Origin of the sequence: Tateyamaria sp. (assembly GCF_039945315.1) — a bacterium.
Taxonomy (GTDB): Bacteria; Pseudomonadota; Alphaproteobacteria; order Rhodobacterales; family Rhodobacteraceae; genus Tateyamaria.
Genome location: NZ_JBDUXB010000060.1, coordinates 45,987 through 68,435 on the forward strand (window position 1 = coordinate 45,987; position 22,449 = coordinate 68,435).

Here is a 22,449-nt window from a genome sequence, read left to right on the forward strand (position 1 = left end):
GATTACGCGGATTGTCACGTCTTGCCGGTCTTTTGTCGGCCCATAGGGGTCGCAACAGTGCAGACGTGCCTCTATAACGCCATGACCATTTGGGGAGTCGCCACAATATGACCGGAGAACTGTCGCCCATCGACAAGGCCAAGTTCGTCGCAGCCAAGCGTGCTGCAGACTATGTTGAGGATGGAATGCGCGTCGGTCTTGGCACCGGCTCCACCGCGGCGTGGCTGGTGCGTTGTCTTGGCGATCAGGTGCGCGATGGCGGTTTGCGCTTCAAAGGTGTGCCCACGTCTTCTCGCACCGCCGATCTGGCCCGGAAGGTTGGTATCGAGGTCATCAGCCTTGATGAGGCCAAGTGGCTCGACCTCACCATTGATGGGGCGGACGAGTTCGATGGCGATCTGAACCTGATCAAGGGCGGGGGCGGGGCCCTGCTACAGGAAAAGATCGTAGCGACGGCTTCGGATCAAATGGTTGTGATTGCCGACATCGGCAAAGAGGTCGAACATCTGGGTGCGTTCCCGCTCCCGATTGAGGTGATCCCTTTTGGCTGGCAAACCACGCAGGCTCTCGTCGAAGAGACCCTGATTTCCATGGATGTTCTGGGCCGCAAGTCTTCTATGCGCATGAATGGCGAACGCCCCTTTATCACCGATGAGGGCAACTATATTCTGGACCTGAGTTTGCAGCGTATTGGCAATCCTCGCCAGCTCTCACTTGTGATCAACCAGATGCCGGGCGTGGTTGAAAACGGATTGTTCATTGATATTTGTGACGCGGTTGTCGTCGGCTATGGCGACGGTCGTGTTGAGACGCGCGACATCAATGAAGGCACCGTTGAACAGGACCGGATTGATTTTATCGAGACGGACAACCTGTTCAAGGATCTTGCAGAATAGGAACGACTCCGATGGCCGATTTTGATTATGACCTTTTTGTCATCGGCGGTGGATCCGGCGGAGTGCGCGCGGCCCGTGTCGCCGCAGGGGACGCCGGGGCGCGGGTGGCATTGGCCGAAGAAGACCGTTATGGCGGGACTTGTGTAATCCGGGGTTGTGTGCCCAAAAAGCTGATGGTGTTCTCCAGCGAGTTTTCCAAAATGCCCAGCCTTGCCCGTGGCTACGGGTGGGATGTTCAAGACGGCCAATTCGAATGGTCGGTGTTTCGCGGACACCTGAACGAGGAACTGGACCGGTTGGAGGGCATTTACCGCTCTTTACTCAAGAATTCCGGTGTCGACACGTTTGATGCTCGTGCACGCATTAAGGACAAGCACACCATCGCTCTGTCCAATGGTGAGACCCGCACTGCCAAGACCATCCTGATCGCGACCGGTGGGCATCCCGTCCGCCCGGACATTCCGAATGCACACCTTGGCATTGTCAGCGATGACATCTTTCATCTTGAGGCTCTGCCCAAGTCGATCCTGATCGTCGGCGGCGGATACATTGCCTGTGAATTTGCGTGTATCTTCAACGGTCTGGGCGTCGAGGTCACCCAGTACTATCGCGGTGCGCAAATCCTGCGGGGATTTGATGATGAGGCCCGCGGGCTGATTGCGGAATCGATGCGCGAACAAGGGGTCGACCTGAAGCTGGGCACCAATATTGTCGAGATGGCCCCGGCGAGCGCCGACCACTCTGCCTCGACTGCCACGGCCACGGATGCCGCGATGGGGGCGACGGCGCAGCAGTCTGTCGAGCTCAGCACGTCGGCCGACGGAGCGCAGGGACCTGTGTGGGTGAAGCCGACCAGCGGTACACCCCGTGAATTCGATATGGTCCTGTTTGCCACGGGCAGGGACCCCAACAGTCGTGATTTGGGTCTGGAAGACTTGGGGATCGAAATCGGCCGGCGTGGCGAGATTATGGTCGATGAATATTCGAAGACCGGCGCCGACAATATTTATGCTATTGGTGATGTGACGAACCGCGTGAACCTGACCCCGGTCGCCATTCGCGAGGGCATGGCCTTTGTCGAGACGGTGTTCAAAGATAACCCAACGGCGGTCGACCACGAACTGATCCCGTCTGCCGTATTCACCCAACCCGAAATGGGCACTGTGGGTCTGAACGAGGAAGATGCGCGCGAGAAGGAGGAGATCGAAGTCTACTGCACATCCTTCCGCCCGATGCGTACTGCCTTTGCGGGTCAACCGGATCGTGTGTTGATGAAACTTGTGGTCAGCAAAGCCAACCGCACGGTTTTGGGTTGTCACATCGTCGCACCTGACGCGGGTGAAATGATCCAATTGGCCGGGATTGCAATAAAAATGGGTGCAACCAAAGAGGATTTCGATCGGACGGTTGCGGTTCACCCCACAATGTCCGAAGAGATCGTAACCATGAAGACACCCATGCGGACTGCTTGAATTCTCGCGAAAAAAGCACAGGTTACGGGTCAAGATGCAGTGCGACTGCATGGTAAAAGGAGAACGACACCACATGGCTGGCAATACGGGCGGCCCCTGGGGGGGCGGCGGAAATTCGGGCGGCGGTGATGATGGACGTGGCAATGGCCCGCGCCGTCCTGACCGGAACAATGGTGGGCAGCGTCCCGGCAACGAGGGTCCGCAAATCCCTGAAATCGATGAACTGGTCAAAAAAGGTCAGGAGCAACTGCGCGTCCTGATGGGTGGCCGCGGTGGCGGAAACACCGGCGGCGGTAGTGGTGGCGGCGGCGGTGCTGGACCGTTCCTGACACGCGGTACGATTGGCATCGCTGTTGTTGCGGCCATCGTTTTGTGGGGTCTGGCGAGCTTTTATACGGTCCGCCCGGAAGAAAAGTCAGTCGAACTGTTTCTGGGTGAGTTTTCGAGCATCGGTGAGCCGGGCCTGAACTTTGCCCCATGGCCGGTTGTGACCAAAGAGGTGATCGCGGTTACTACGGAACGCACCGAAGAGATTGGTGTGGGTCGTCAGGGTTCGGATGCTGGTCTGATGCTGACGGGTGACGAGAACATCGTCGACATCGATTTTCAAGTGCAGTGGAACATCAACGATCCCAGCGCTTTTCTATTCAACCTGCGTGACCCGCGCCCGACGATCCGCGCCGTGTCTGAATCGGCGATGCGCGAGATTATCGCCCAGTCCGATCTGGCTCCGATCCTCAACCGGGATCGTGGTGTGATTGGTGACCGTTTGCAGGATTTGATCCAGTCCACACTCGACAGCTACAACAGTGGGGTGAACATTATTCGTGTGAACTTTGACAAGGCTGACCCACCTGTCGAAGTGATTGACGCCTTCCGCGACGTTCAGGCTGCGGAACAAGAACGCGATCGTCTGCAAAACGTCGCTGACGCCTACGCAAACCGTGTTTTGGCTGAAGCCCGTGGTCAATCTGCGCAGCTTCTTGAAGAAGCCGAAGGGTACCGCGCTCAGCAGGTCAACCAGGCCGAAGGTGAGGCGTCCCGCTTCTCCGCCGTTCTGGAAGAATATGCCAAGGCACCGGATGTGACCCGCAAGCGTCTTTATCTGGAGACGATGGAGAATGTTTTGGGCCAGATGGACAAAATTATTCTGGATGAATCTGCTGGTGGTGGCGGGCAAGGCGTTGTGCCGTATCTGCCACTCAATGAACTGCGCCGTAGTACGGGAGAGTCGAACTGATGCGTCGAGCAACATATTTACTGCCGATTATCGTGATCCTTGCCGCTATTGGTCTGTCCTCGATCTACATTGTGGACGAGCGTGAAAAGGGTCTGGTCCTGCAATTTGGCCGCGTCGTCGCTGTCAAGGAAGAGCCAGGTCTGGCCTTCAAGATACCGCTGATTCAGGAAGTTGTCCGCTATGATGACCGGATCCTCAGCCGCGATATTGACCCGCTTGAGGTCACGCCTTTGGATGATCGTCGTCTCGTCGTTGACGCCTTCGCCCGTTACCGGATCGTGGATGTGAACCAGTTCCGACAGGCCGTTGGTGCTGGTGGCATTGCTTTCGCTGAAGATCGCCTTGATTCGATCTTGCGCGCTGAAACGCGGGAAGTGCTGGGTTCGGTGTCCTCCAACGATATCCTGAGTTCGGACCGGGCAGCGCTGATGCTGCGCATCCGCAACTCGGCCATCGCAGAGGCCAGTGCGCTAGGCGTCGAGATCATCGACGTGCGTCTGAAGCGGACCGACCTGCCAACCGAAAACCTCGACGCGACGTTCGAGCGGATGCGGGCAGAACGTGAGCGTGAAGCGACGGACGAACGCGCTCGTGGTAACGAGGCCGCCCAGCGTGTCCGTGCTCAGGCTGACCGGACTGTGGTTGAACTGGTATCAGACAGCGAACGTCAGGCCGAGATCATTCGTGGTGAGGCTGATGCCCGCCGCAACGCGATCTTTGCCGAAGCTTTTGGTGCGGACCCGGAATTCTTTGAATTCTACCGTTCCCTGACGGCGTATGAACGTGCGCTAAAGGGCGACAACTCAACAATGGTCATGTCACCTGACAGCGAATTCTTCAACTACCTGCGCTCCGATCAGGGATCGCGCAGCGTCGAAGGTGACTGATGGCCTGGGTGCTGCTTGCCCTTGGGCTGGTTATGATTGTGGAGGGGCTGGCCTATGTGCTGGCCCCTTCGCTCATTGAGCGCGTGCTTGAAATGCTGCGCACTTTGCCGCTGCCGGTTCGACGACAGTTTGGTGCACTGGTGTGTGTCTCGGGTCTGATTTGCCTGTGGCTGGCCTTTTTTCTGGGTCTTTAGGGCTTCGATCTTCACGCTCTGGTAACGCAGTATTGAAACGTTGCTGATCAAAGCCATCTTTAATCTTGCAAGCATGCAACCCTACATGCACCCTGTGCGCAAGGTCGTACGAATGTGTGCAAACGGGCCAAAATCGGCCAAGTGACGTTCTAGGAGAAACCTGATGCAAAGACAGGCAATCGCTATTTCAAAGCAGTTACCAAACCAAAACATGATGCGGGCCTTGTGGCTAGGCGTGCTCGCGCTCGCCTTTGTGCTAGTGCAGACCGCAATGGCCTATGCCCGCCCCGAAAGCCTAGCGCCACTGGCCGAGCAGATCAGCCCGTCGGTGGTTAACATCACGACCTCGACGGTGGTTGAAGGGCGGACGGGCCCGCAGGGCATCGTCCCGGAAGGCTCTCCATTCGAGGATTTCTTTCGCGAGTTTCAGGACCGCAACGGAGAGGGCAACCGCCCACGCCGCTCCTCGGCGCTCGGCTCCGGCTTCGTGATTTCTGAAGATGGGTTCATCGTCACCAACAACCACGTGATTGAAGGCGCGGACGAAATCCTGATCGAATTCTTCAACGGAGACGAGTTGGAGGCCGAATTGATCGGCACCGACCCAAACACCGACATCGCACTGCTGAAGGTTGAGGCCGACGGCCCGCTTCCGTTTGTCCCGTTCGGCGACAGTGATGGTGCGCGCGTTGGTGACTGGGTGGTTGCGATGGGCAACCCGTTGGGGCAGGGATTTTCGGTGTCCGCTGGTATCGTTTCGGCACGTAACCGCGCGCTCAGCGGAACATATGATGACTACATCCAGACAGACGCGGCCATCAACCGGGGTAACTCGGGTGGTCCATTGTTCAACATGGACGGCGAAGTAATCGGCGTGAACACCGCGATTCTGTCGCCCAATGGTGGCTCTATCGGCATCGGGTTCTCAATGGCATCCAACGTTGTGACCCGCGTTGTCGATCAGCTGCAAGAGTTCGGCGAAACCCGCCGTGGGTGGCTGGGCGTACGCATTCAGGACGTGACCGAGGACATCGCCGAGGCGATTGGTCTTGAGCCTGTTGCAGGTGCTCTGGTGACCTCCGTTCCCGAAGGTCCTGCCATGGAGGCGGGCATGCAGGACGGTGACGTGATCCTGAGCTTTGCGGGCGTCGACGTTGAAGACACACGTGGACTGGTTCGCCAAGTGGGCAACAGCCCCGTGGGCGAGACTGTGCGCGTCGTTGTGTACCGCGATGGTGAGACTGTCACCCTGCGTGTGACGCTGGGCCGTCGTGAAGAGGCTGAAGGCGCTGTGCCTGCCGCTGTTGAGGCGCCGGACGGTGAACCGGAAGGCCCCGTGACGCGCGAAGTTCTTGGTCTCACACTTAGCACATTGACCGAAGAAATGCGCACCGAACTTGGGCTTGATGATGATCAAGACGGGCTGGCAGTTATGGCTGTGGATGAGACCAGCGAAGCCTATGAAAAGGGCTTGCGCGCGGGCGATGTGATCACCGAAGCAGGTCAGCAAAAGGTGACATCCATCTCCGATTTCGAGACGCGGCTCGAAGAAGTTAAGGATGCCGGGCGCAAGTCGCTGCTGTTGCTTGTGCGGCGGGGGGGTGACCCACGCTTTGTCGCGCTGAGCCTCGAAGAGTAGCCAACGCTTTCATTGAATTGGGAAAGGCGCCCCTCACCGGGCGCCTTTTTTCTTGTGGCGGATGAGATTTGGGGCGCACCTGTGGTGCGCTTGGTCAGGCGTCGGTGTCCCGAGGCACGGCAATCAAACCCAATCGGCGCGCTGTAGCCAGGGACAGCGTCTTGTTCTCTATCCCCTCATCACGCTGATAGCGCTGGACTGCATCTTTGGTTGCATTGTCCAGCTCACCTGTGACTGGCCCGCGATAATAGTCACGGGCGCCAAGGGCGCGTTGCAAAGACGAGACAAACTCAGGCGTGAGATCTGCAGCACAAGGTATTTCGTGCCACGTGGCCTCGCGTGGTTTGACAACCTCCTGATAGGTTTCATCCTTGTAGACGGGTGCCGCTTGAATCCGTCCATCGCTGCTGATCTGGGCTGGTTGGAGCAGCACCTTGCGGGTGACCGTTTCTACAATCGCCGGGCTGACGGTCTTGTCCCAGCATGTGCCTGGCTCCGCCCCAGGTGGGGAGGTTGCCAGTGATACGGGATCAATGTTGGAAGAGGTGACAGCTGCGTTTTCGGCGCAGGCTGTCACAAACAGGGCTGCCGCGAAGGCAGAAAGACAAGGTATGGATCGCATGCTCGGGCCTCTGAGTGGGCTTTTTTGTCAGCATAGCGTCGGGCCTGTGGCCTGCCTAGTCCTGCATGTGGTGGAGTGTGTGTGCTGTTGCCCGGCTGCCAGAGGGGGGCAGGTGGGTTTGTGCCTATTTGCGGCCGTCCCATGTTTTGGTGCGCGCCTCGGCCGCCATCTGTCGACCTGTATCCTCAGCCAGAAGCTGGTCGAGCAGGGGCGAGATATCCTCAATCTCTTCGGCCAGCACATGCGTGACACTGTGCGCCCGCTGCATCCGCCCCGTCACCCGTAGCATCCGGCTTGCCACCACCGCACGGCGGAAGCGTTCGTAGATGTGGCGCCACACGATGATGTTGACCACGCCGGTTTCATCTTCAAGCGTGATAAAGATCACGCCCTTGGCGGTGCCGGGGCGTTGGCGCAGGATCACAAGGCCCGCAACCGCGATGCGCGCGTTGACGGGCGGAGCATTCAGATCGCACGCTCGCAAGCAGGACGGCGGGCGCGGCCAGCCGTGCGCTGAAGGCTCCGGTCGGGGTGATGTCAGATTTTTAGCAACACGCATGAGAACAAAAATAGAACATTTACCTCTCATCGCAAGCGGAAAAGGGCGGGCGTGCGAAAGGGGCTGGCGGGGCGAAAAAGGGATCGCTAGAACCTGTCAGAGCGACAAAACCGAAGGGGCACATTTCATGGCCAAGATTACCTACATCGAACACGGCGGCACCAAACATGTGGTGGACGTTGCCAATGGCCTGACTGTCATGGAAGGCGCGCGGGACAACAACATCCCGGGCATCGAGGCTGATTGCGGGGGCGCCTGTGCGTGCTCGACATGCCATGTCTATGTGGCCGCCGACTGGGTCGAAAAGCTGCCTGCCAAGGACGACATGGAAACAGACATGCTCGACTTTGCCTATGAGCCGGACGAGACCCGGTCCCGCCTGACCTGTCAGTTGAAAGTGACCGACGCGCTGGATGGCCTGATCGTGCAGATGCCCGAAAAGCAGATCTGATCTTGGCCCGGGCGCCGCGTCTGCTGTTGCGCCTATCGAACGGCACCGCCCGCGGCGCGCTGCTGGCGGTGTGCCTTTGGCTCGCGGTGCCCGGTGGCGTGCGGGCCGACACCATTGCATCGGCGCGTTACACTGCACCTACCGACAGATATGCGCATGGGGTCCTCGGAGACGCCATCGAGTGGGGTGCGCTTGAGCTCACCCTCACAGACGGGCGCATATCGACATTCACCCTGCCCATCGATCATGTGTTCGAAGACGTGGCCCCGCGTCTGGCCGATTTGAACCGTGACGGTGCCCCAGAAGTGATCGTCGTCGAATCTGACGTCAATGCTGGCGCGGCTTTGGTGGTCTACGGGCCGTCAGGCAAGATCACCGAGACCCCCCATATCGGGACCCGTAATCGCTGGCTGGCCCCTATCGGGGCTGCTGATCTGGACGGGGACGGGGTTGTCGAAATCACCTTTGTTGACCGCCCCCATCTCGCCAAAACCTTGCATGTCTGGAGCTATCAGGTGGGCACCCTGAGACAGGTTGCGACGCTCAAAGGTGTGACCAACCACCGGATCGGAGAGGCGGATATCGCTGGCGGTATCCGCACATGCGCAGGCAGCCCCGAGATGATTGTGGCGACGGCCAACTGGGCGCAGCTGGTTGCTATCACTTGGGCGGCCGACGGTTTCGAAACGCGCGCTATCGGCACCGACACCTCACGCCCTGCCTTTGCGCGGGCCATGGAGTGCGTTGACTGACACAAGCCTCCGGCAAGAAACATTCTAGCGAAATGACACTCAGGTTTTGAGCGCGCGCCAGCCAATATCTCGCCGGCAGAAGCCGTCAGGAAAGTCGATCGCGTCCACCATTTCATAGGCTTTTGCGGCTGCTTCCTGAAGGGTGCCCCCCCGTGCGGTCACGTTTAGCACTCGCCCACCAGACGCTGTAACGGCCCCGCCTTGCGCTTTGGTTCCGGCATGGAACACCATCTGGCTGCTGGTTTCGGGCAATGCGTCCAGTCCTCCGATCACAGCACCTTTTTCGTAAGATCCGGGGTAGCCATTCGCCGCCATGACTACCGTCATGGCATGATCGTTGGCCCAGTTGACCTGCGCCTCTGCCAGTCGTCCTTCAGCTGCAGCATGCATCAGATCAAAGGCCTGAGCCCCTAAGCGCATCATCAACACCTGGCATTCAGGATCGCCAAAGCGAACGTTGTATTCCACCAGTCGCGGCGCGCCGTCCTCGATCATCAACCCGGCATAGAGCACCCCCTGGTAAGGCATCCCGCGACGCGCCATCTCGGCCATGGTGGGCCGGATGATCTCGTCGAGGGCGCGAGCTGCGATGGCCTCGCTCAGGACCGGGGCAGGGGAATAGGCGCCCATGCCGCCGGTATTGAGGCCCGTGTCGCCTTCGCCGACGCGCTTGTGATCCTGAGCGGTGCCGATGGGCAAGACGTCGGTGCCATCGCAGAGGACAAAGAAGGACGCCTCTTCGCCAGTCATGAATTCTTCGATTACCACTTCGGCACCTGCGCCGCCAAAAGCGCCGCCGAACATGTCGTCGATTGCGGCGTGGGCCTGTGCCACAGTTTCGGCGATGATGACGCCTTTGCCTGCGGCCAGTCCATCGGCCTTGACGACAATGGGCGCACCCACTTCAGACACATAAGCCCGCGCGGCAGGAGCATCGGTAAAGTGACCGTAGGCCGCTGTGGGTGCATCAACGGCGGCGCAAATTTCTTTGGTAAAGGCCTTGGAGGCTTCGAGCTGTGCGGCTGCTTTACTTGGGCCGAAGACGAGGACGCCTGCATCGCGCAAGCGGTCGGCGACCCCTGCTGCCAAGGGCCCTTCTGGGCCGATGATGACGAAATCTATCGCTTCTTCTTCGACAAAGGTGACCACGACACCGCCGTCACAGATATCGAGGTTAGCGCAGTCTGCAATTGCAGCGATTCCGGCATTGCCTGGGGCAACCACCAACCGGTCGCATTTAGGGTTTTGCAGGACGGCCCAAGCCAGCGAATGTTCGCGGCCACCGCCGCCCAAAATCAGAATGTTCATGGGCGCACTCCTTGGCCTTTGTCTTCTCGCGTTCTAAGCTGCACAGGCGATGCACACAAGGACAGCCCATGGACCTTCTCGACGATCCTGTACCGGGATCCAACACGCCGGAATTCTCGGTCTCGGAAATCGCGGGTCGGGTAAAAAAGCTGATTGAAGTTGAACTGGGCTGGGTCCGGATCAAGGGCGAGGTGGGCCGCGTGGTTTTGGCGCGCTCAGGCCATTTGTATTTCGATCTCAAAGACGAACGCAACGTGCTGTCCTGCATGACTTGGAAGGGGCAGGTGCCCGAGCTTGGCACTATGCCCGAAGAGGGAATGGAAGTTGTTGCCGAAGGGCGTATGACGGCTTCCGGTTTTCAGTCCAAATTCTCGCTCAACGCCCAGCGGATCGCCATTGCGGGCGAGGGTGCGCTGATGGCCTTGCTTGAAAAACGCAAGAAAGCGCTGGCGGCGGAAGGGTTGTTTGATGCCGAGCGGAAAAAGCCGCTGCCCTATCTGCCCGAGGTGATCGGGGTCGTGACCTCGCCTCAAGGGGCGGTGATCCGCGATATTCTGCATCGGCTGCGCGACCGGTTCCCACGTAAGGTTCTGATCTGGCCGGTGGCGGTGCAGGGTGCCGCGTGTGCGCCAGAAGTGGCTCGCGCAATTGAAGGGTTCAACGCGCTGACGCCTGGTGGAGCCATGCCGCGTCCGGATCTGTTGATCGTAGCGCGTGGCGGCGGGTCGGTTGAGGACCTGTGGGGCTTTAACGAAGAGGTTGTGGCCCGAGCTGCTGCCGCTTCGGACATTCCGCTGATCTCGGCGGTGGGGCATGAAACTGACACGACGCTTATCGATTTTGCGTCGGACCAGCGCGCGCCGACGCCAACTGCGGCTGCCGAGATTGCAGTGCCTGTGCGGCATGAACTGGCCGCTTGGGTCGAACAGGCGGGCGGGCGCATGGCGGCGAGCCTGAGCACGAGCCTTGTGCGCCGCACCCAGCGCTTGCGGGATCTGGCGCGCGCGCTGCCGCGCCCGGATGCTCTGGTCGAGGGGCCGCGCCAACGTTTGGACGTGCTTGGTGACAGGCTTGGCCCGGCGCTGATTGCTGGGGTGCAGCGCAGACGCGTACGGCTGTCGGATGTTTCGGGTACGTTGCGCCCCGCGATTTTGACCCGCCAGATGCGTAATGAACACCTAAGACTGACCGCTATGTCGGACCGGTTGGCCCCGGCGTTGGCGCGGATTGCGGCACGCAGACGAGAGCAGCTGGATGCCCGCGTTGCACGGTTTGCTCCGCGCTTGTTGGTACAGGACACCGAACAGGCGCGTGCGCGTTTTGATGCCGTGCGTGGACGGTTGCAGGCCACTGGCACGCACCAGATCGAGCAATTGCGCGCGCGACTGGATGCCATGGACCGGCTGCGCGAAACGCTCAGTTACAAAGCGACGCTTGCACGCGGATACGCGGTGGTGCGCGGCGGCGGTGAGATCGTGACCACGCGGGCGGCCGCCGAAACCGCCACGGCCCTTGAGATCGAGTTTGCAGATGGACGTCTCAAACTTGGCGGCACGACTCAACGCAAGGCCAAGTCCAAACCACCAGAGCAGGGCTCCCTGTTTTAGGTTGCACGCTGCTGCGCCTTACACCCCGATTTTGGGCCCGAGGCAGATCATCTCTTCACCGACGTCCTGCGCTTCGTACAGCTCCTGGCTTTCAGGATCGTTTTCAAAGGTTGCTATCAGCCCGGAGGATCCGCGTTCGAACGTCCAGCATTGTGGATCGATGCGGTCTTCGTAGACAAAGCAGATACTGGTACCCTCGTTATACCAGTGCCCTTCTTTGCACTCCCCATCGAGGAAGGACCACGTGACTCGGCGGTTTTCATGATAGATTTCAGCGCCATACGCCGCGCCTTTACGTCCGTAGTACAGCGTCTTTCCCGTCACGTAGGCTTCGAACTCAGCCGCTGACATAGGGTTTGCGGCTACCGCAGAAGCAGAAGATAACACGGCAAGAAAAGGCAGGATCATACGCATAAGCGCACCCTGCCAGAGCGCGCCAACAGGTACCAGTCGCAAGCGCGTGATCATGGGGTCGCGGGCTGCAATGGGCTGTTTTCCACAGATCGTTGTTTCCGCCACGCGGCAACACGCTGATCCATGACCCGGCGCCACAACGATGGAACCAGTGCGATCATGCCCATCACAGGCAGCGAGCGGGGGAGCATCGGCATCGTCTCTGCATCCAACTCAAGTTGTGGAAAGGCCTGACCCGGCCGGGTGTGATGCGCGGAATGGCGCGGCGCGTTTAGCATCATCGCGGATGAGTGCCAGTGCGGGGCGTTCCATGAGTGCTGTGGCCCCATCTTCTCGCGGCTCCCGTCGGATTGCATCTGCCGTTCCAGCCCGTAGTGCTGCACATAGTCCGACAACATCAATTGTATCTGGGCATAGACCGCCATCGCGATAACGCCTGCCACGCCAGAAACGTTCCCAAGTGTGAAGGCAATGGCAAGCGTGATTACGGCTCCGGCAATGTACCCAACATATGGTGCGGGCCAGCTTGCTCCTGCGTGGCGCTGACGCTCTGCTCGCAGGCCTGCTCTAAAACTGCCCGCCCATGTGCGTGGCAAGTAGGCCCAGAACCCCTCGCCACCCCGCGCTGTTGCGGGGTCTTTAGGCGTTGCGGCGTGCACATGATGGACCAGACGATGCGCGCTGGTGTGATGGCCGAACACGAGGCTGGCATAGTTCGCCGCCCCCAATCGAAAGGCCTAGCGGTCTGCGCGGTGGATCAATTCGTGCGCGTTGGAGTTTGAGATTTGACCAAAATATAACCCAAAGCCAATGACCAGCAGCACCTTGTCGAGCAGGGGCAGCGGCCCATTCATGGCCCATGCAGCGGCCCCCAGAAGGACGAAATGCAGGATGCCAAGCACGACGGACAGAAGGTGCCCGCTTGCGTCGGAGATGGGTGTGGCCCCGCCGATTTTGTCGAGGGCAAAGACAAAAACCGTAATCGCCAGAATGGCACTGCCCGCCCACACACCCCCAAAGACGCAAGCCGCCAGCAACAGACCGGCGGGCGTACAAGTCGCAACCACAAAAGGCAACAGGCGTAACATCAAGCAGAATCGCTCCTTTTTCGGTGGGCGTATTCTACCACGGGACCGCTATGTGCGTCTTAACAGCGGTGTCGCGACGCCCGCCGGTGTCCCATGCGCGCCACAGTGGCGCGCATCGGCGCGTGGTTTGCGCGTTTTGGGGTCGCTTTTGGGCTCAAGACGCGGTGCCGCCGCTGATATGGTCGCGTTGAAATCGGGCCAAGGGAGTGTGGCATGGCGCTGGATCGAGTGGAAAAGGGCAAAGGTGTCTGGAAATCCGGCAAGGGCAAAGGCCGGGTACGTCCCAAGGGTCGCGCGCTTGAAGATCAGGCTTGGGATGAGGTTCGCGCCCTTTTGGGGGACCAAGAGCGCCGCGCTGATCTGCTGATCGAGTTTCTTCACCTGATTCAGGACGCCTATGGTCACCTCAGCGCTGCTCATCTGCGCGCGCTTGCCGAGGAGATGCGGATGAGCATGGCCGAAGTCTATGAGGTCGCCACGTTCTATGCCCATTTCGATGCGGTCAAAGAAGGTGAGGTGCCTCCGCCTGCGCTGACCATCCGGGTCTGCGATTCCCTATCTTGCGAATTAGCGGGTGCGCAGGCGCTCAAAGCTGCTCTTGAAGATGGGCTGGATGCAAGCGAAGTCCGCGTGTTGCGCGCGCCCTGCATGGGGCGCTGCGACACGGCGCCGACGTTGGAACTGGGTCACAACCATATCGACAACGCCACTGTCGAAAAGGTCCACGCCGCCATCGCCGCAGGCGATACGGATGCGCATGTTCCGGATTATGAGGCTTTCGACGCGTACCGTGCAGGCGGCGGCTATGCCACGCTGCTGGATCTGCGCGACAATGGGGACTGGGAAGTCGCACTCGACACCGTTCTTTCTGCCGGACTGCGCGGATTGGGCGGGGCGGGTTTCCCTGCAGGCAAGAAGTTGCGATTTGTGCGCGCCAATCCGGGCCCACGATATCTGGCCGTGAACGGGGACGAGGGTGAGCCCGGTACATTCAAAGACCGGTATCACCTCGAACGACGGCCTCATCTGTTCCTCGAAGGAATGTTGGTTGCGGCATGGGCTGTCGAGGCAGCGCGCTGCTACATCTACATGAGAGATGAATACCCCGCCGTACTGGACATCCTTCGTCGCGAAATCGCGGCTCTGGAAGCTGCAGGGCTTGTGGAACCGGGATATATCGACCTGCGCCGGGGCGCCGGGGCGTATATCTGTGGCGAAGAAAGCGCCATGATCGAATCCATCGAAGGCAAACGTGGCCTACCACGCCACCGCCCGCCTTTCGTGGCTCAGGTCGGTCTGTTTGGACAGCCGACGCTGGTACACAATGTCGAAACCCTGCACTGGGTGGCGCGAATTCTGCGCGAAGGCCCTCAGATCATGTCCGATGTCGAACACAATGGACGTGTGGGATTGCGCAGCTATTCGGTGTCAGGCCGTGTGAAAACGCCGGGCGTGTATGATTTGCCTGCGGGTTCGACCATCACCGAAGTAATTGCGGCAGCCGGAGGGATGGCTGAAGGGCACGTGTTCAAGGCCTACCAGCCGGGCGGGCCGTCGTCCGGGCTTTTGCCAGCTACAATGCACGACATCCCCTTGGATTTTGATACGCTACAACCTCACGGCACCTTCATCGGTTCCGCGGCGGTTGTGGTCTTGTCGGATCACGATCGTGCTCGAGATGCGGCGTTGAATATGCTACGATTTTTTGAAGACGAAAGCTGCGGGCAATGCACGCCCTGCCGGGTGGGTTGTGAAAAGGCGGTCAAGCTGATGCAGGCTGAGACGTGGGATCAGGGACTGCTTGGTGAGCTGTGCAATGCCATGACTGATTCGTCGATCTGCGGATTGGGGCAAGCGGCACCGAATCCTATCAAGTTGGTGATGCAGCATTTTGAAGACGAAATCTGATTGCATAATGTCGGCGGCTTGCCACCTGAGAGGGAATCGGCGCGGTAAACATTGGATTTTTTCGCTTAACGCAAGGTAAAGCTGGATTTGATTGCAAATAGGCGATTTTTCGCCTATCACTTAAGCAGCGCAGATACTCAATCGGCGTAATCAGTTGAAGACAGTTGTATCAGAGGCGAAAGCGATTTGCGCAATGGGCTAATAGCCCGCCGCTGCCGCATCTTTCAAAACGGCCGGACTTCTACCGGCCAACTTCTTTGAGGGCTTACGGTCGCACATGCCAGGGTAACGCATCATTTCGGGCCATGTGGTCCGCAGGGTAACCAGTTCAAAACGCGCAAGGGTCACAGCTCTTGCGCGTTTTTCTTTTTGACCGTGTTCTTTGGATCCATCCTGGCACATGTCACAGGTTCGTTCAGATAGCTGCGCCGCGTAGCAGATATGATCCGGTATGCGTCGCTCTCGGGCAGATACGGCCTTTTCCAGCAAGCCAAAGCGCATTAGGTGAGGGCGTACGCGGAGGCACCATGGCATTTTTCAAGAAACTCAAAGACCGCTTGTTCAAATCCTCTTCCAAACTGGATGAGGGGCTTGAGGCTATTGTCGAAGATGGCGGTGTCGAAGAGACTCTGCCTGTTAATGAGATGTCTGAGCCGGTTAAGGATGCGCCTGCTCCGGAAGTAGTGGCCGCGCCTGAACCCACCGCGAAACCCGTACAAGACCCAACACCCGCGCCAGTACCTGAACAGGTTCGTAACCCGGAGCCGGAACCGGAACCGGAGCCAACGCCCGAGCCTGAACCAACAATAACCCCCGAACCTGAAAAGGTTCCCGAGCCCGAGCAGGCTCCTGAACACGCTCCGGAACCTGAACCGGTGAGTGCGCCAGAGCTTGCCGCCTCACAGGAACCTAAGTGGTCAACGCCACCTGTTCCTGAGCCTGATGCTCCATCGCGACCGATGCCTGCCGCCACAGAGGAACCAGTTGACACGCCCGCACCTGAGCCGCAGGACGATCCGGCCGACGCGCCTGATGTTCCATCTGCAGCGGAGCCTGAGCCCACTCCAGCGCCATTGAAGGTGAGGCTTGAAGCATCCCCCTTGGAGGACATCGAACCCGCAAGCAGCGCTCCGACTCCATCGCGGGGTATTCTGGGGCGTTTGCTGGGCCGCAAAGACGCGGCGCCCGTGCTGCGTCGCACGCTCGATGACGACATGCTCGAGCAGCTCGAAGAGTTGTTGATCGCAGCAGACATGGGTGTGGACACGGCGCTGCGCGTGGCGGCCAATATGGCTGAGGGTCGGATGGGAAGTAAGCTGTCCGTTCATGAAATCAAAGAACTGATGGCCGGCGAAATTGCGCGGATCATGGAACCTGTGGCCAAGCCACTTCCACTCTATCCGCAAACGCCGCAAGTTGTTCTTGTGGTGGGCGTGAACGGGTCAGGCAAAACCACAACAATTGGCAAACTGGCCAGCCAGTTCCGGGCCGCAGGAAAGTCGGTGGTCATTGCGGCCGGTGATACGTTCCGCGCTGCTGCCGTTGAACAGTTGCAGGTCTGGGGCACGCGGGCAGGGGTGCCGGTGCTCACCGCGCCCGAAGGGTCCGATCCGGCCAGTCTTGCCTTTGAGGCCATGACACAGGCACAGGCCGATGGGGCTGACCTTCTGATGATCGACACGGCAGGGCGTTTGCAGAACCGGGATGACCTGATGGAGGAACTGGCCAAGATCGTGCGGGTGATCCGCAAGAAAGACCCAAGCGCGCCGCACAACACACTGCTGGTGCTGGACGCGACCACGGGCCAGAACGCGCTCAATCAGGTTAAGGTTTTTCAGGAGGTCTCGGATGTGTCTGGCCTTGTGATGACCAAGCTGGACGGTACTGCCAAGGGCGGTGTGCTGGTGGCCCTTGCGGACAAGTTCGGCCTGCCGATCCACGCCATTGGGGTGGGCGAACAGATCGACGATCTTGCCCCCTTTGATCCAGAAGATTTCGCCGCAGCTCTCACAGGTCTCGACGCTGAATGACGCGTCCCTCTTCTCTGACAGTAAAAAATCCTCCGGGTCCCTGTCGGGTGGGGGCGGACAGCCCCCTAACCAGCTGACATGACAGATTGGCTGATCAGCATCGAGGGAACGGAAACGGGGCATCAGGTGGCTCTGTTCCTTGCAATCCTTGCTGCCTTTTTGCACGCGGTTTTTGGCGCGCTGCAAAAAGGACGGCACGATCCTTGGCTGACTAGGGGTGCGATCGACGCGTCTTACGGGCTCATGGCTGCACCCTTTGCGCTATTTGTCGTGCCTTGGCCCAAGCCGCACATGTGGCCGATCTTTGCAGGCGTATTTGTCATACACGTGATCTACAAGCTGCTGCAGGCGTGGGCCTACACCAAGGGTGCCTACACTGTGGTGTATCCAGTTGTGCGAGGCACGGGGCCGCTCTTTGCAGTGATTGGTGCATACTTGCTGTTCGGAGAGTTGTTTACACTCACCCAATGGCTTGGCGTTGCGGTGCTGCTGTCGGGTATCTTCGGACTGGCGGTCTACAACTTGATCTTCCTGAAATCCGAGCGCGATACCTTGAACGCCGCTCTTGGGCTTGCGGTGCTCACCGGACTGTTTGTTGCGTTGTATACGACCTACGACGCCTACGGAATCCGGGCGACAGAGAACCCGTTTACCTTTCTGGCATGGTTTTTCATGATTGACGGAATTTTCATGCCGCCGATTGCGTATATGCGGTGGCGTCGAATGGATAATCCACCCAGTCTGCCGCCTCTGGCGTTGCGCGGAATCATTGGCGGGTTCGTCGCGTTTTTCAGTTTTGGCGCGATCATGTTGGCAACACGGCTCGACAAAGTGGGTGAGGCGGCGGTGCTGCGCGAGACATCGACAGTCTTTGCCGCCATTATCGGTTGGCTGGTGCTGAAAGAAACGGTAGGACCACGCAGAATTGCGCTGATGGCCCTGATTGCGCTAGGTGCGGTGATTGTGGAATTGGGCGGATAACAAAGGGCAGAGCATGAGTGACGCACGCGACATCAACCCGATCCTGAAGCAGGTGCTGGAACTGGGCCCGCCGGTGGTCTTTTTTCTGATCTATCTGCGCATACGGGATGAAACCTATACTTATGCAGGCACCGATTATTCCGGGTTCATCGTTGCCACTTTGATCTTCGTGCCGATCCTTTTGGTGGCCATCGCCGTGCTTTGGGCCCTCACGGGTAAACTCAGCCGGATGCAGATTTTTACTGCATTCATGGTGATCTTCTTTGGCGGGCTGACAGCATGGTTCAACGACGAACGGTTCTTCAAGATGAAGACCTCGATCGTCTACGGGGTCTTTGCTCTGCTTTTGGGCATCGGGTTACTACGTGGCCAAAGCTGGCTGGCTTATGTTCTCAATGACGCGATGCCGATGCGACAAGAGGGTTGGATGATCCTGACCCGCAGGCTTTGTGCGATGTTTGCCGGGCTTGCGATCGCCAACGAGGTGGTCTGGCGCACGATGTCGACCGATGCATGGGTCAAGATCGAAACGTTCGGCTTTCCGATTGCGCTGGTCGCCTTCCTGTTCTGGCAGATCACAGCGCTGCAAACCTACCTGATTGAAGAGGGCGATCCACCGGAAGCGCAGCAATAGCTGCGCCTAAGGCGGTAGCGGCGGCGTAGCAAGGCGGAGATGTTCTCCGCCTTTTTTATTAGCCCACGTGGAACAGAGTAGAGAACATTCGCGGATCAATGCTGTCCGAGGCAAACGTGTCGCCCTCAGTCAGCACAGACACGGCATCATGACTGTGCAGGCTTTCCTGATGGCTCGCCACCACACGGAAGTCGCCAATGCGCACATCTGCAAGCAATTGCTCGCAGAAAAGACGCGCTGCATCTTCGACAAAGATCGGGTTGGCGGCGTTCAATTCGGCAAAGGCCTGTTCATCCTCGCGCTTGACCATGACTTGTGTCTCAGTCGGCACGGCGCGGCGGCAGGCTTCGATCAAATCCTCGAACCACAGGCATTTCGCGTCTTCGTCCAAGACGACGGACACCCGTGCAACAGAACGCTGCGAATGCGGTGTGGCCAACTGACCGCGCGTAGCTCGGGCATGCTCCGACAGTTCCAGCGAACAGGGGCATGTTGAGGAATAGACATAGTCGAGATGCATGATCTTTTTGCGTACACCGGCCTGTTCGACCAGTTCCAGAGCGATGTCGTAGTACTGATAGCCAGAAAGGCCTGAGCGAAGGGAGCCGACTTTCATCGGAAAGCTGAAGCGCATCTGAATGCGCGCATCAAAGCTTTCGAGGTCTGATTTGTAATCATCCAGCGCCGCCTCGATCACCTCAAAGCTAAAGGTTTCTTCGGCATATGCATAAAACGAGCGCATGATCCGGGACATGTTAATGCCCTTTTTGTCCGCATCGAGGCTGACAGTGCCGGTCACGGACGTCTCGAGCGTCAGCGCATCGCCATCGCGGGTTTGTACGCGCAAGGGCAAACGAAAGTTGGAAATTCCAACGTGCTGGATTTGCTGTTTTGCTCCGCGGATCAGGCTTGAGGGGCCGTTTTGGAGATCGGGCAAGGTGTCTTTGTAACCGTCATTAACCGCAAAATCTGTCGGGTAGTCCCGCGCAAAAGATGGATAGTCGACCCCGTCGCCGCCGGGCACAAGACGGGCCACAGATGGGTCGAGTTCCAGAATATCGGTAGTGGTGGCAGATTTGGCCCAGCGGCGCAGCAGATCCAGTGCAGCCTCGGCCTCGTCGCGTTCGGGTATTGCAGTAATATCGGGCGTATGAATGTTCATAGAAGTAGCCCCCCTTTCTTGTCTCCGTGGAAGGCATGTAAGCCGCCCATCCGGTAAGTCCAACAGTGCTAACGATTACGTGCACAGTTGCAACATGGATGACAATTAGGACGACATACCGACAGATTCCGGCAGTGGGCGCCATATTGGCGCCCAAACTGCATTATTTTGCTTGATCAAGCGCTTGCAGGATGTCCGCCTTCAAATCCTGCAGGTCCTCCAGCCCCACAGACATGCGCACAAGGCCGGGTGTAATACCAAGGATATCCTTTTGGTCCTGCGGCAATCGCTGGTGAGTGGTTGTAGCTGGGTGAGTCAGAATGGACTTTGCGTCCCCCAGATTGTTCGAGATCACCGGGATTGTCAGCGCGTTTAGGAATTTGAACGCGGCCGCCTGACCATCCTTCAGATCAAATGACAGAACCGTGCCGCCTTGGCCGCCCATCTGGTCTTGCACCAAGGGGTGTTGCGCGTGGGTTGGATGGCCGGGGTAGAGGACCCTTGCCAGTGAGTCGTGACCTTGCAGTGCATCCGCTAGCGCCAGCGCAGTCTCAGCCTGCGCGCGCACCCGCATATCCAGCGTTTCCAATCCTTTGAGCATCACCCAGGCGGTAAACGGCGACATCGAGCCACCGGTGTGTTTCATGTAAGGTTCAACCGTCTTGCGTATGAAGTCACGTGTCCCAAGGATGATCCCGCCAAGGGCGCGCCCCTGTCCGTCAATGTGCTTGGTTGCCGAATAGATCACCACATCCGCACCCTGCGAGATGGCGTTGGAAAAGACCGGTGTGGCAAACACGTTGTCCACAAGAACCGTTGCACCAACAGCATGGGCAAGGTCAGAAACAGCGGTGATATCCACCACTTCCAAAGTGGGGTTCGAGATGGATTCGAAAAATACGGCCGTTGTGTCCGGCGTGATCGCCGCCCGCCATTGGTCCAGATCGGTGCCGTCTACAAAGACCACCTCGACCCCGTAACGGGTCAAGATTTCTTCCAGCACATAGAGACAAGATCCAAAGAGCGCGCGCGCCGACACAACCCGGTCGCCGGCCTTGAGCATCGCGGTCAGCGCGCCCGACACGGCCGCCATGCCGGAGGCGGTGGCAAAACCGTCCTCGGCCCCTTCAAGCATCGCAATCCGCTCTTCGAACATCCGGACCGTGGGGTTGCCGTAGCGGGCGTAAATGAATTCATCGTCCCCAGCCGCCTCAAACCGCTGTGCAGCAGCCTCGGCACTTTCATAGACAAAGCCTTGGGTCAGAAAAATCGCTTCGCTGACTTCTCCATATTGGCTGCGGCGCGTGCCACCATGCACGGCACGGGTGCGCGGGTTCCAGTTGTCGCTCATGAGCGTTGCTCCATAGTCATCGGGCCTGAAGTCGGGGTCAGGCCACAAAAAACCCCCAGACGCGGTCAAGCGAAAGGGGGGCTTTCATCCTGACCTTTTAGCGGAGTTTTCCAACCTGCCCATAGAATAAAGACGTTGGGGTGGCCCGCAATCCGGTAACAAATCGCCACGTTGCATGGGGTACGACCAGAAGTGTTGCACGTCAACACCGTCACGGTGCTGTAACCTTAAATTCATCTGCACGTCATATGTCTCGTCCATAGCGGCGCCACTAGATGTGGTAGGAGGTGCTGAAATGCCGATCCTGAGACTGAATGCAGGCCCCGGCGGTCTGACAGTGAATGGCTCGCCCGCTGCGGCTTTGCCCACGGTTCGAACCGCTGCGCGCGGAACCGGTCCCGTGATGGTGCTGATCCACGGGTTCAAATGCGATCCCGAGGACACAGCCTTTTCCCCGCACACTTCAATTTTTGGAACCGAGATGCACCATCACAAAGATGGAAACGTCCAGTGGTTGAGGCATCTGGGCTTTTGCAGCGGGAATTCTGATGAAGGACTTGCAATCGCTTTTGCCTGGCGGGCACGCGGCGATCTGTGGCGGGCCGAATGTGCTGCGCGTGTGGCAGGCCAACATCTTGCTGAGGTAATTGCGCTGATCCGACGGGCCGCGCCACATCGCCCGGTCCATGTGATCAGCCATTCGATGGGCTCAGAAGTGGTCTTTGAGGCCCTGCAACACCTGCCTGCCCATGCCGTGCAACGCATCATCACCTTTTCCGGAGCCACATATGCCAGTCGCGCGACGGCCGCGATGCAGAGCAGGGCGGGGCGTACATCGGAACTTTTCAATATCATCAATCGCGAGAACGATGTTTTTGATTTCATGTATGAACGGCTGATCGCGCCCCCTGTTGCAGGGGATCGGGCTATGGGCATTTGGTTGGAGTTGCCAAACGTCGCCAACCTGCAACTTGACTGTGCCCACACTCTGGCGGCCCTGACCCGGTTTGGCGGTCATGTCGCACCACCGGAACGACGCATGTGCCACTGGTCGGGGTACACGCGTCCGGGTGCATTGCGCTTTTACGCCCAAGTGCTGCGCAATCCGCGTACGGTTGCTTTGCCCGCACTGCAGCAAGTCTTGCCTGTTGCGGTTGCGCCGCGCTGGTCACGCATGTTTGCGCCTTCAAAACTGACGCTGCCCTTGCCCATGGCGCAGAAAACAGCATCATGATCCCCTGACACCGCGGGGGA

At 58.9% G+C, this 22,449-nt stretch carries 22 protein-coding genes; 14 read left to right on the forward strand and 8 right to left on the reverse strand.

Annotation, left to right across the window (positions count from 1 at the left end):
• Nucleotides 1-107 precede the first annotated feature (107 nt).
• The 6 genes from rpiA (at nucleotide 108) to ABJD00_RS19890 (ending at nucleotide 6,328) form a co-directional block, all read left to right on the forward strand.
• Nucleotides 108-896 (forward strand): ribose-5-phosphate isomerase RpiA, encoded by a 789-nt coding sequence (gene rpiA, locus ABJD00_RS19865; protein WP_413831135.1) that lies wholly within the window; start codon nucleotides 108-110, stop codon nucleotides 894-896.
• Nucleotides 897-907: 11 nt separating this feature from the next.
• Nucleotides 908-2,368, forward strand: coding sequence for an FAD-dependent oxidoreductase (locus tag ABJD00_RS19870; RefSeq protein WP_413831137.1), 1,461 nt, complete (start codon nucleotides 908-910; stop codon nucleotides 2,366-2,368).
• Between the two features lie 73 nt (nucleotides 2,369-2,441).
• Nucleotides 2,442-3,608 (forward strand): FtsH protease activity modulator HflK, encoded by a 1,167-nt coding sequence (gene hflK / locus ABJD00_RS19875; protein WP_413831139.1) that lies wholly within the window; start codon nucleotides 2,442-2,444, stop codon nucleotides 3,606-3,608.
• The gene (gene hflC, locus ABJD00_RS19880; protein WP_413831141.1) at nucleotides 3,608-4,495 is read left to right on the forward strand and encodes a protease modulator HflC; all 888 of its coding nucleotides are present in this window, start codon (nucleotides 3,608-3,610) and stop codon (nucleotides 4,493-4,495) included. Before hflK ends, hflC begins: the two co-directional genes overlap by 1 nt.
• Nucleotides 4,495-4,689, forward strand: coding sequence for a DUF2065 domain-containing protein (locus tag ABJD00_RS19885; protein ID WP_413831143.1), 195 nt, complete (start codon nucleotides 4,495-4,497; stop codon nucleotides 4,687-4,689). The genes hflC and ABJD00_RS19885 overlap by 1 nt, the downstream gene beginning before the upstream one ends.
• A 163-nt stretch (nucleotides 4,690-4,852) precedes the next feature.
• Nucleotides 4,853-6,328, forward strand: coding sequence for a DegQ family serine endoprotease (locus tag ABJD00_RS19890; RefSeq protein WP_413831145.1), 1,476 nt, complete (start codon nucleotides 4,853-4,855; stop codon nucleotides 6,326-6,328).
• A gap of 94 nt (nucleotides 6,329-6,422) precedes the next feature.
• Here ABJD00_RS19890 and ABJD00_RS19895 read toward each other — a convergent pair whose 3' ends face one another.
• Both ABJD00_RS19895 and ABJD00_RS19900 read right to left on the reverse strand, forming a co-directional pair.
• Nucleotides 6,423-6,950 (reverse strand): peptidoglycan-binding domain-containing protein, encoded by a 528-nt coding sequence (locus tag ABJD00_RS19895; protein WP_413831147.1) that lies wholly within the window; start codon nucleotides 6,948-6,950, stop codon nucleotides 6,423-6,425.
• A gap of 124 nt (nucleotides 6,951-7,074) precedes the next feature.
• Nucleotides 7,075-7,509 (reverse strand): OB-fold nucleic acid binding domain-containing protein, encoded by a 435-nt coding sequence (locus ABJD00_RS19900; protein WP_413831149.1) that lies wholly within the window; start codon nucleotides 7,507-7,509, stop codon nucleotides 7,075-7,077.
• 127 nt (nucleotides 7,510-7,636) lie between these two features.
• On the opposite strand from ABJD00_RS19900, the gene ABJD00_RS19905 reads away from it, so the two are divergent.
• Nucleotides 7,637-7,960: a 2Fe-2S iron-sulfur cluster-binding protein gene (locus ABJD00_RS19905; protein WP_413831151.1), complete on the forward strand. Its 324-nt coding sequence runs from the start codon at nucleotides 7,637-7,639 to the stop codon at nucleotides 7,958-7,960.
• Nucleotides 7,961-7,962: 2 nt separating this feature from the next.
• Nucleotides 7,963-8,712, forward strand: a complete 750-nt coding sequence (locus tag ABJD00_RS19910) for an FG-GAP repeat domain-containing protein (RefSeq protein WP_413831153.1) — start codon at nucleotides 7,963-7,965, stop codon at nucleotides 8,710-8,712.
• A 39-nt stretch (nucleotides 8,713-8,751) separates the two neighbouring features.
• Here ABJD00_RS19910 and purD read toward each other — a convergent pair whose 3' ends face one another.
• On the reverse strand, nucleotides 8,752-10,020 hold the full coding sequence (gene purD, locus ABJD00_RS19915) for a phosphoribosylamine--glycine ligase (protein WP_413831155.1): 1,269 nt from the start codon (nucleotides 10,018-10,020) through the stop codon (nucleotides 8,752-8,754).
• 68 nt (nucleotides 10,021-10,088) lie between these two features.
• Here purD and xseA point away from each other — a divergent pair, with 68 nt between their 5' ends.
• Complete coding sequence (xseA, locus tag ABJD00_RS19920) at nucleotides 10,089-11,627, forward strand: exodeoxyribonuclease VII large subunit (protein WP_413831157.1); 1,539 nt, start codon at nucleotides 10,089-10,091, stop codon at nucleotides 11,625-11,627.
• Nucleotides 11,628-11,645: 18 nt separating this feature from the next.
• On the opposite strand, the gene ABJD00_RS19925 is transcribed toward xseA, so the two are convergent.
• From ABJD00_RS19925 to ABJD00_RS19935, 3 genes are read right to left on the reverse strand one after another with little or no spacing between them, the layout of a single operon-like run.
• Nucleotides 11,646-12,095: a hypothetical protein gene (locus ABJD00_RS19925; RefSeq protein ID WP_413831159.1), complete on the reverse strand. Its 450-nt coding sequence runs from the start codon at nucleotides 12,093-12,095 to the stop codon at nucleotides 11,646-11,648.
• Nucleotides 12,092-12,769: an alkane 1-monooxygenase gene (locus ABJD00_RS19930; RefSeq protein ID WP_413831161.1), complete on the reverse strand. Its 678-nt coding sequence runs from the start codon at nucleotides 12,767-12,769 to the stop codon at nucleotides 12,092-12,094. Before ABJD00_RS19930 ends, ABJD00_RS19925 begins: the two co-directional genes overlap by 4 nt.
• Before the next feature lie 9 nt (nucleotides 12,770-12,778).
• Nucleotides 12,779-13,129, reverse strand: a complete 351-nt coding sequence (locus tag ABJD00_RS19935) for a hypothetical protein (RefSeq protein ID WP_413849815.1) — start codon at nucleotides 13,127-13,129, stop codon at nucleotides 12,779-12,781.
• Nucleotides 13,130-13,342: 213 nt separating this feature from the next.
• Here ABJD00_RS19935 and ABJD00_RS19940 point away from each other — a divergent pair, with 213 nt between their 5' ends.
• The 4 genes from ABJD00_RS19940 to ABJD00_RS19955 all read left to right on the forward strand — a co-directional run bounded on the left by ABJD00_RS19940 (nucleotide 13,343) and on the right by ABJD00_RS19955 (nucleotide 18,682).
• Nucleotides 13,343-15,037 (forward strand): NAD(P)H-dependent oxidoreductase subunit E, encoded by a 1,695-nt coding sequence (locus ABJD00_RS19940; protein WP_413831165.1) that lies wholly within the window; start codon nucleotides 13,343-13,345, stop codon nucleotides 15,035-15,037.
• A gap of 527 nt (nucleotides 15,038-15,564) precedes the next feature.
• Nucleotides 15,565-17,067: a signal recognition particle-docking protein FtsY gene (gene ftsY / locus ABJD00_RS19945; protein WP_413831167.1), complete on the forward strand. Its 1,503-nt coding sequence runs from the start codon at nucleotides 15,565-15,567 to the stop codon at nucleotides 17,065-17,067.
• A gap of 78 nt (nucleotides 17,068-17,145) precedes the next feature.
• Nucleotides 17,146-18,048 (forward strand): EamA family transporter, encoded by a 903-nt coding sequence (locus tag ABJD00_RS19950; RefSeq protein WP_413831169.1) that lies wholly within the window; start codon nucleotides 17,146-17,148, stop codon nucleotides 18,046-18,048.
• A gap of 13 nt (nucleotides 18,049-18,061) precedes the next feature.
• The gene (locus tag ABJD00_RS19955) at nucleotides 18,062-18,682 is read left to right on the forward strand and encodes an inner membrane-spanning protein YciB (protein ID WP_413831171.1); all 621 of its coding nucleotides are present in this window, start codon (nucleotides 18,062-18,064) and stop codon (nucleotides 18,680-18,682) included.
• 58 nt (nucleotides 18,683-18,740) lie between these two features.
• On the opposite strand, the gene folE2 is transcribed toward ABJD00_RS19955, so the two are convergent.
• Complete coding sequence (gene folE2 / locus ABJD00_RS19960) at nucleotides 18,741-19,844, reverse strand: GTP cyclohydrolase FolE2 (protein WP_413831173.1); 1,104 nt, start codon at nucleotides 19,842-19,844, stop codon at nucleotides 18,741-18,743.
• Between the two features lie 163 nt (nucleotides 19,845-20,007).
• On the reverse strand, nucleotides 20,008-21,195 hold the full coding sequence (gene metZ / locus ABJD00_RS19965) for an O-succinylhomoserine sulfhydrylase (protein ID WP_413831175.1): 1,188 nt from the start codon (nucleotides 21,193-21,195) through the stop codon (nucleotides 20,008-20,010).
• A 295-nt stretch (nucleotides 21,196-21,490) separates the two neighbouring features.
• On the opposite strand from metZ, the gene ABJD00_RS19970 reads away from it, so the two are divergent.
• The gene (locus ABJD00_RS19970) at nucleotides 21,491-22,429 is read left to right on the forward strand and encodes a DUF726 domain-containing protein (RefSeq protein WP_413831177.1); all 939 of its coding nucleotides are present in this window, start codon (nucleotides 21,491-21,493) and stop codon (nucleotides 22,427-22,429) included.
• The last annotated feature ends 20 nt before the right edge of the window (nucleotides 22,430-22,449 follow it).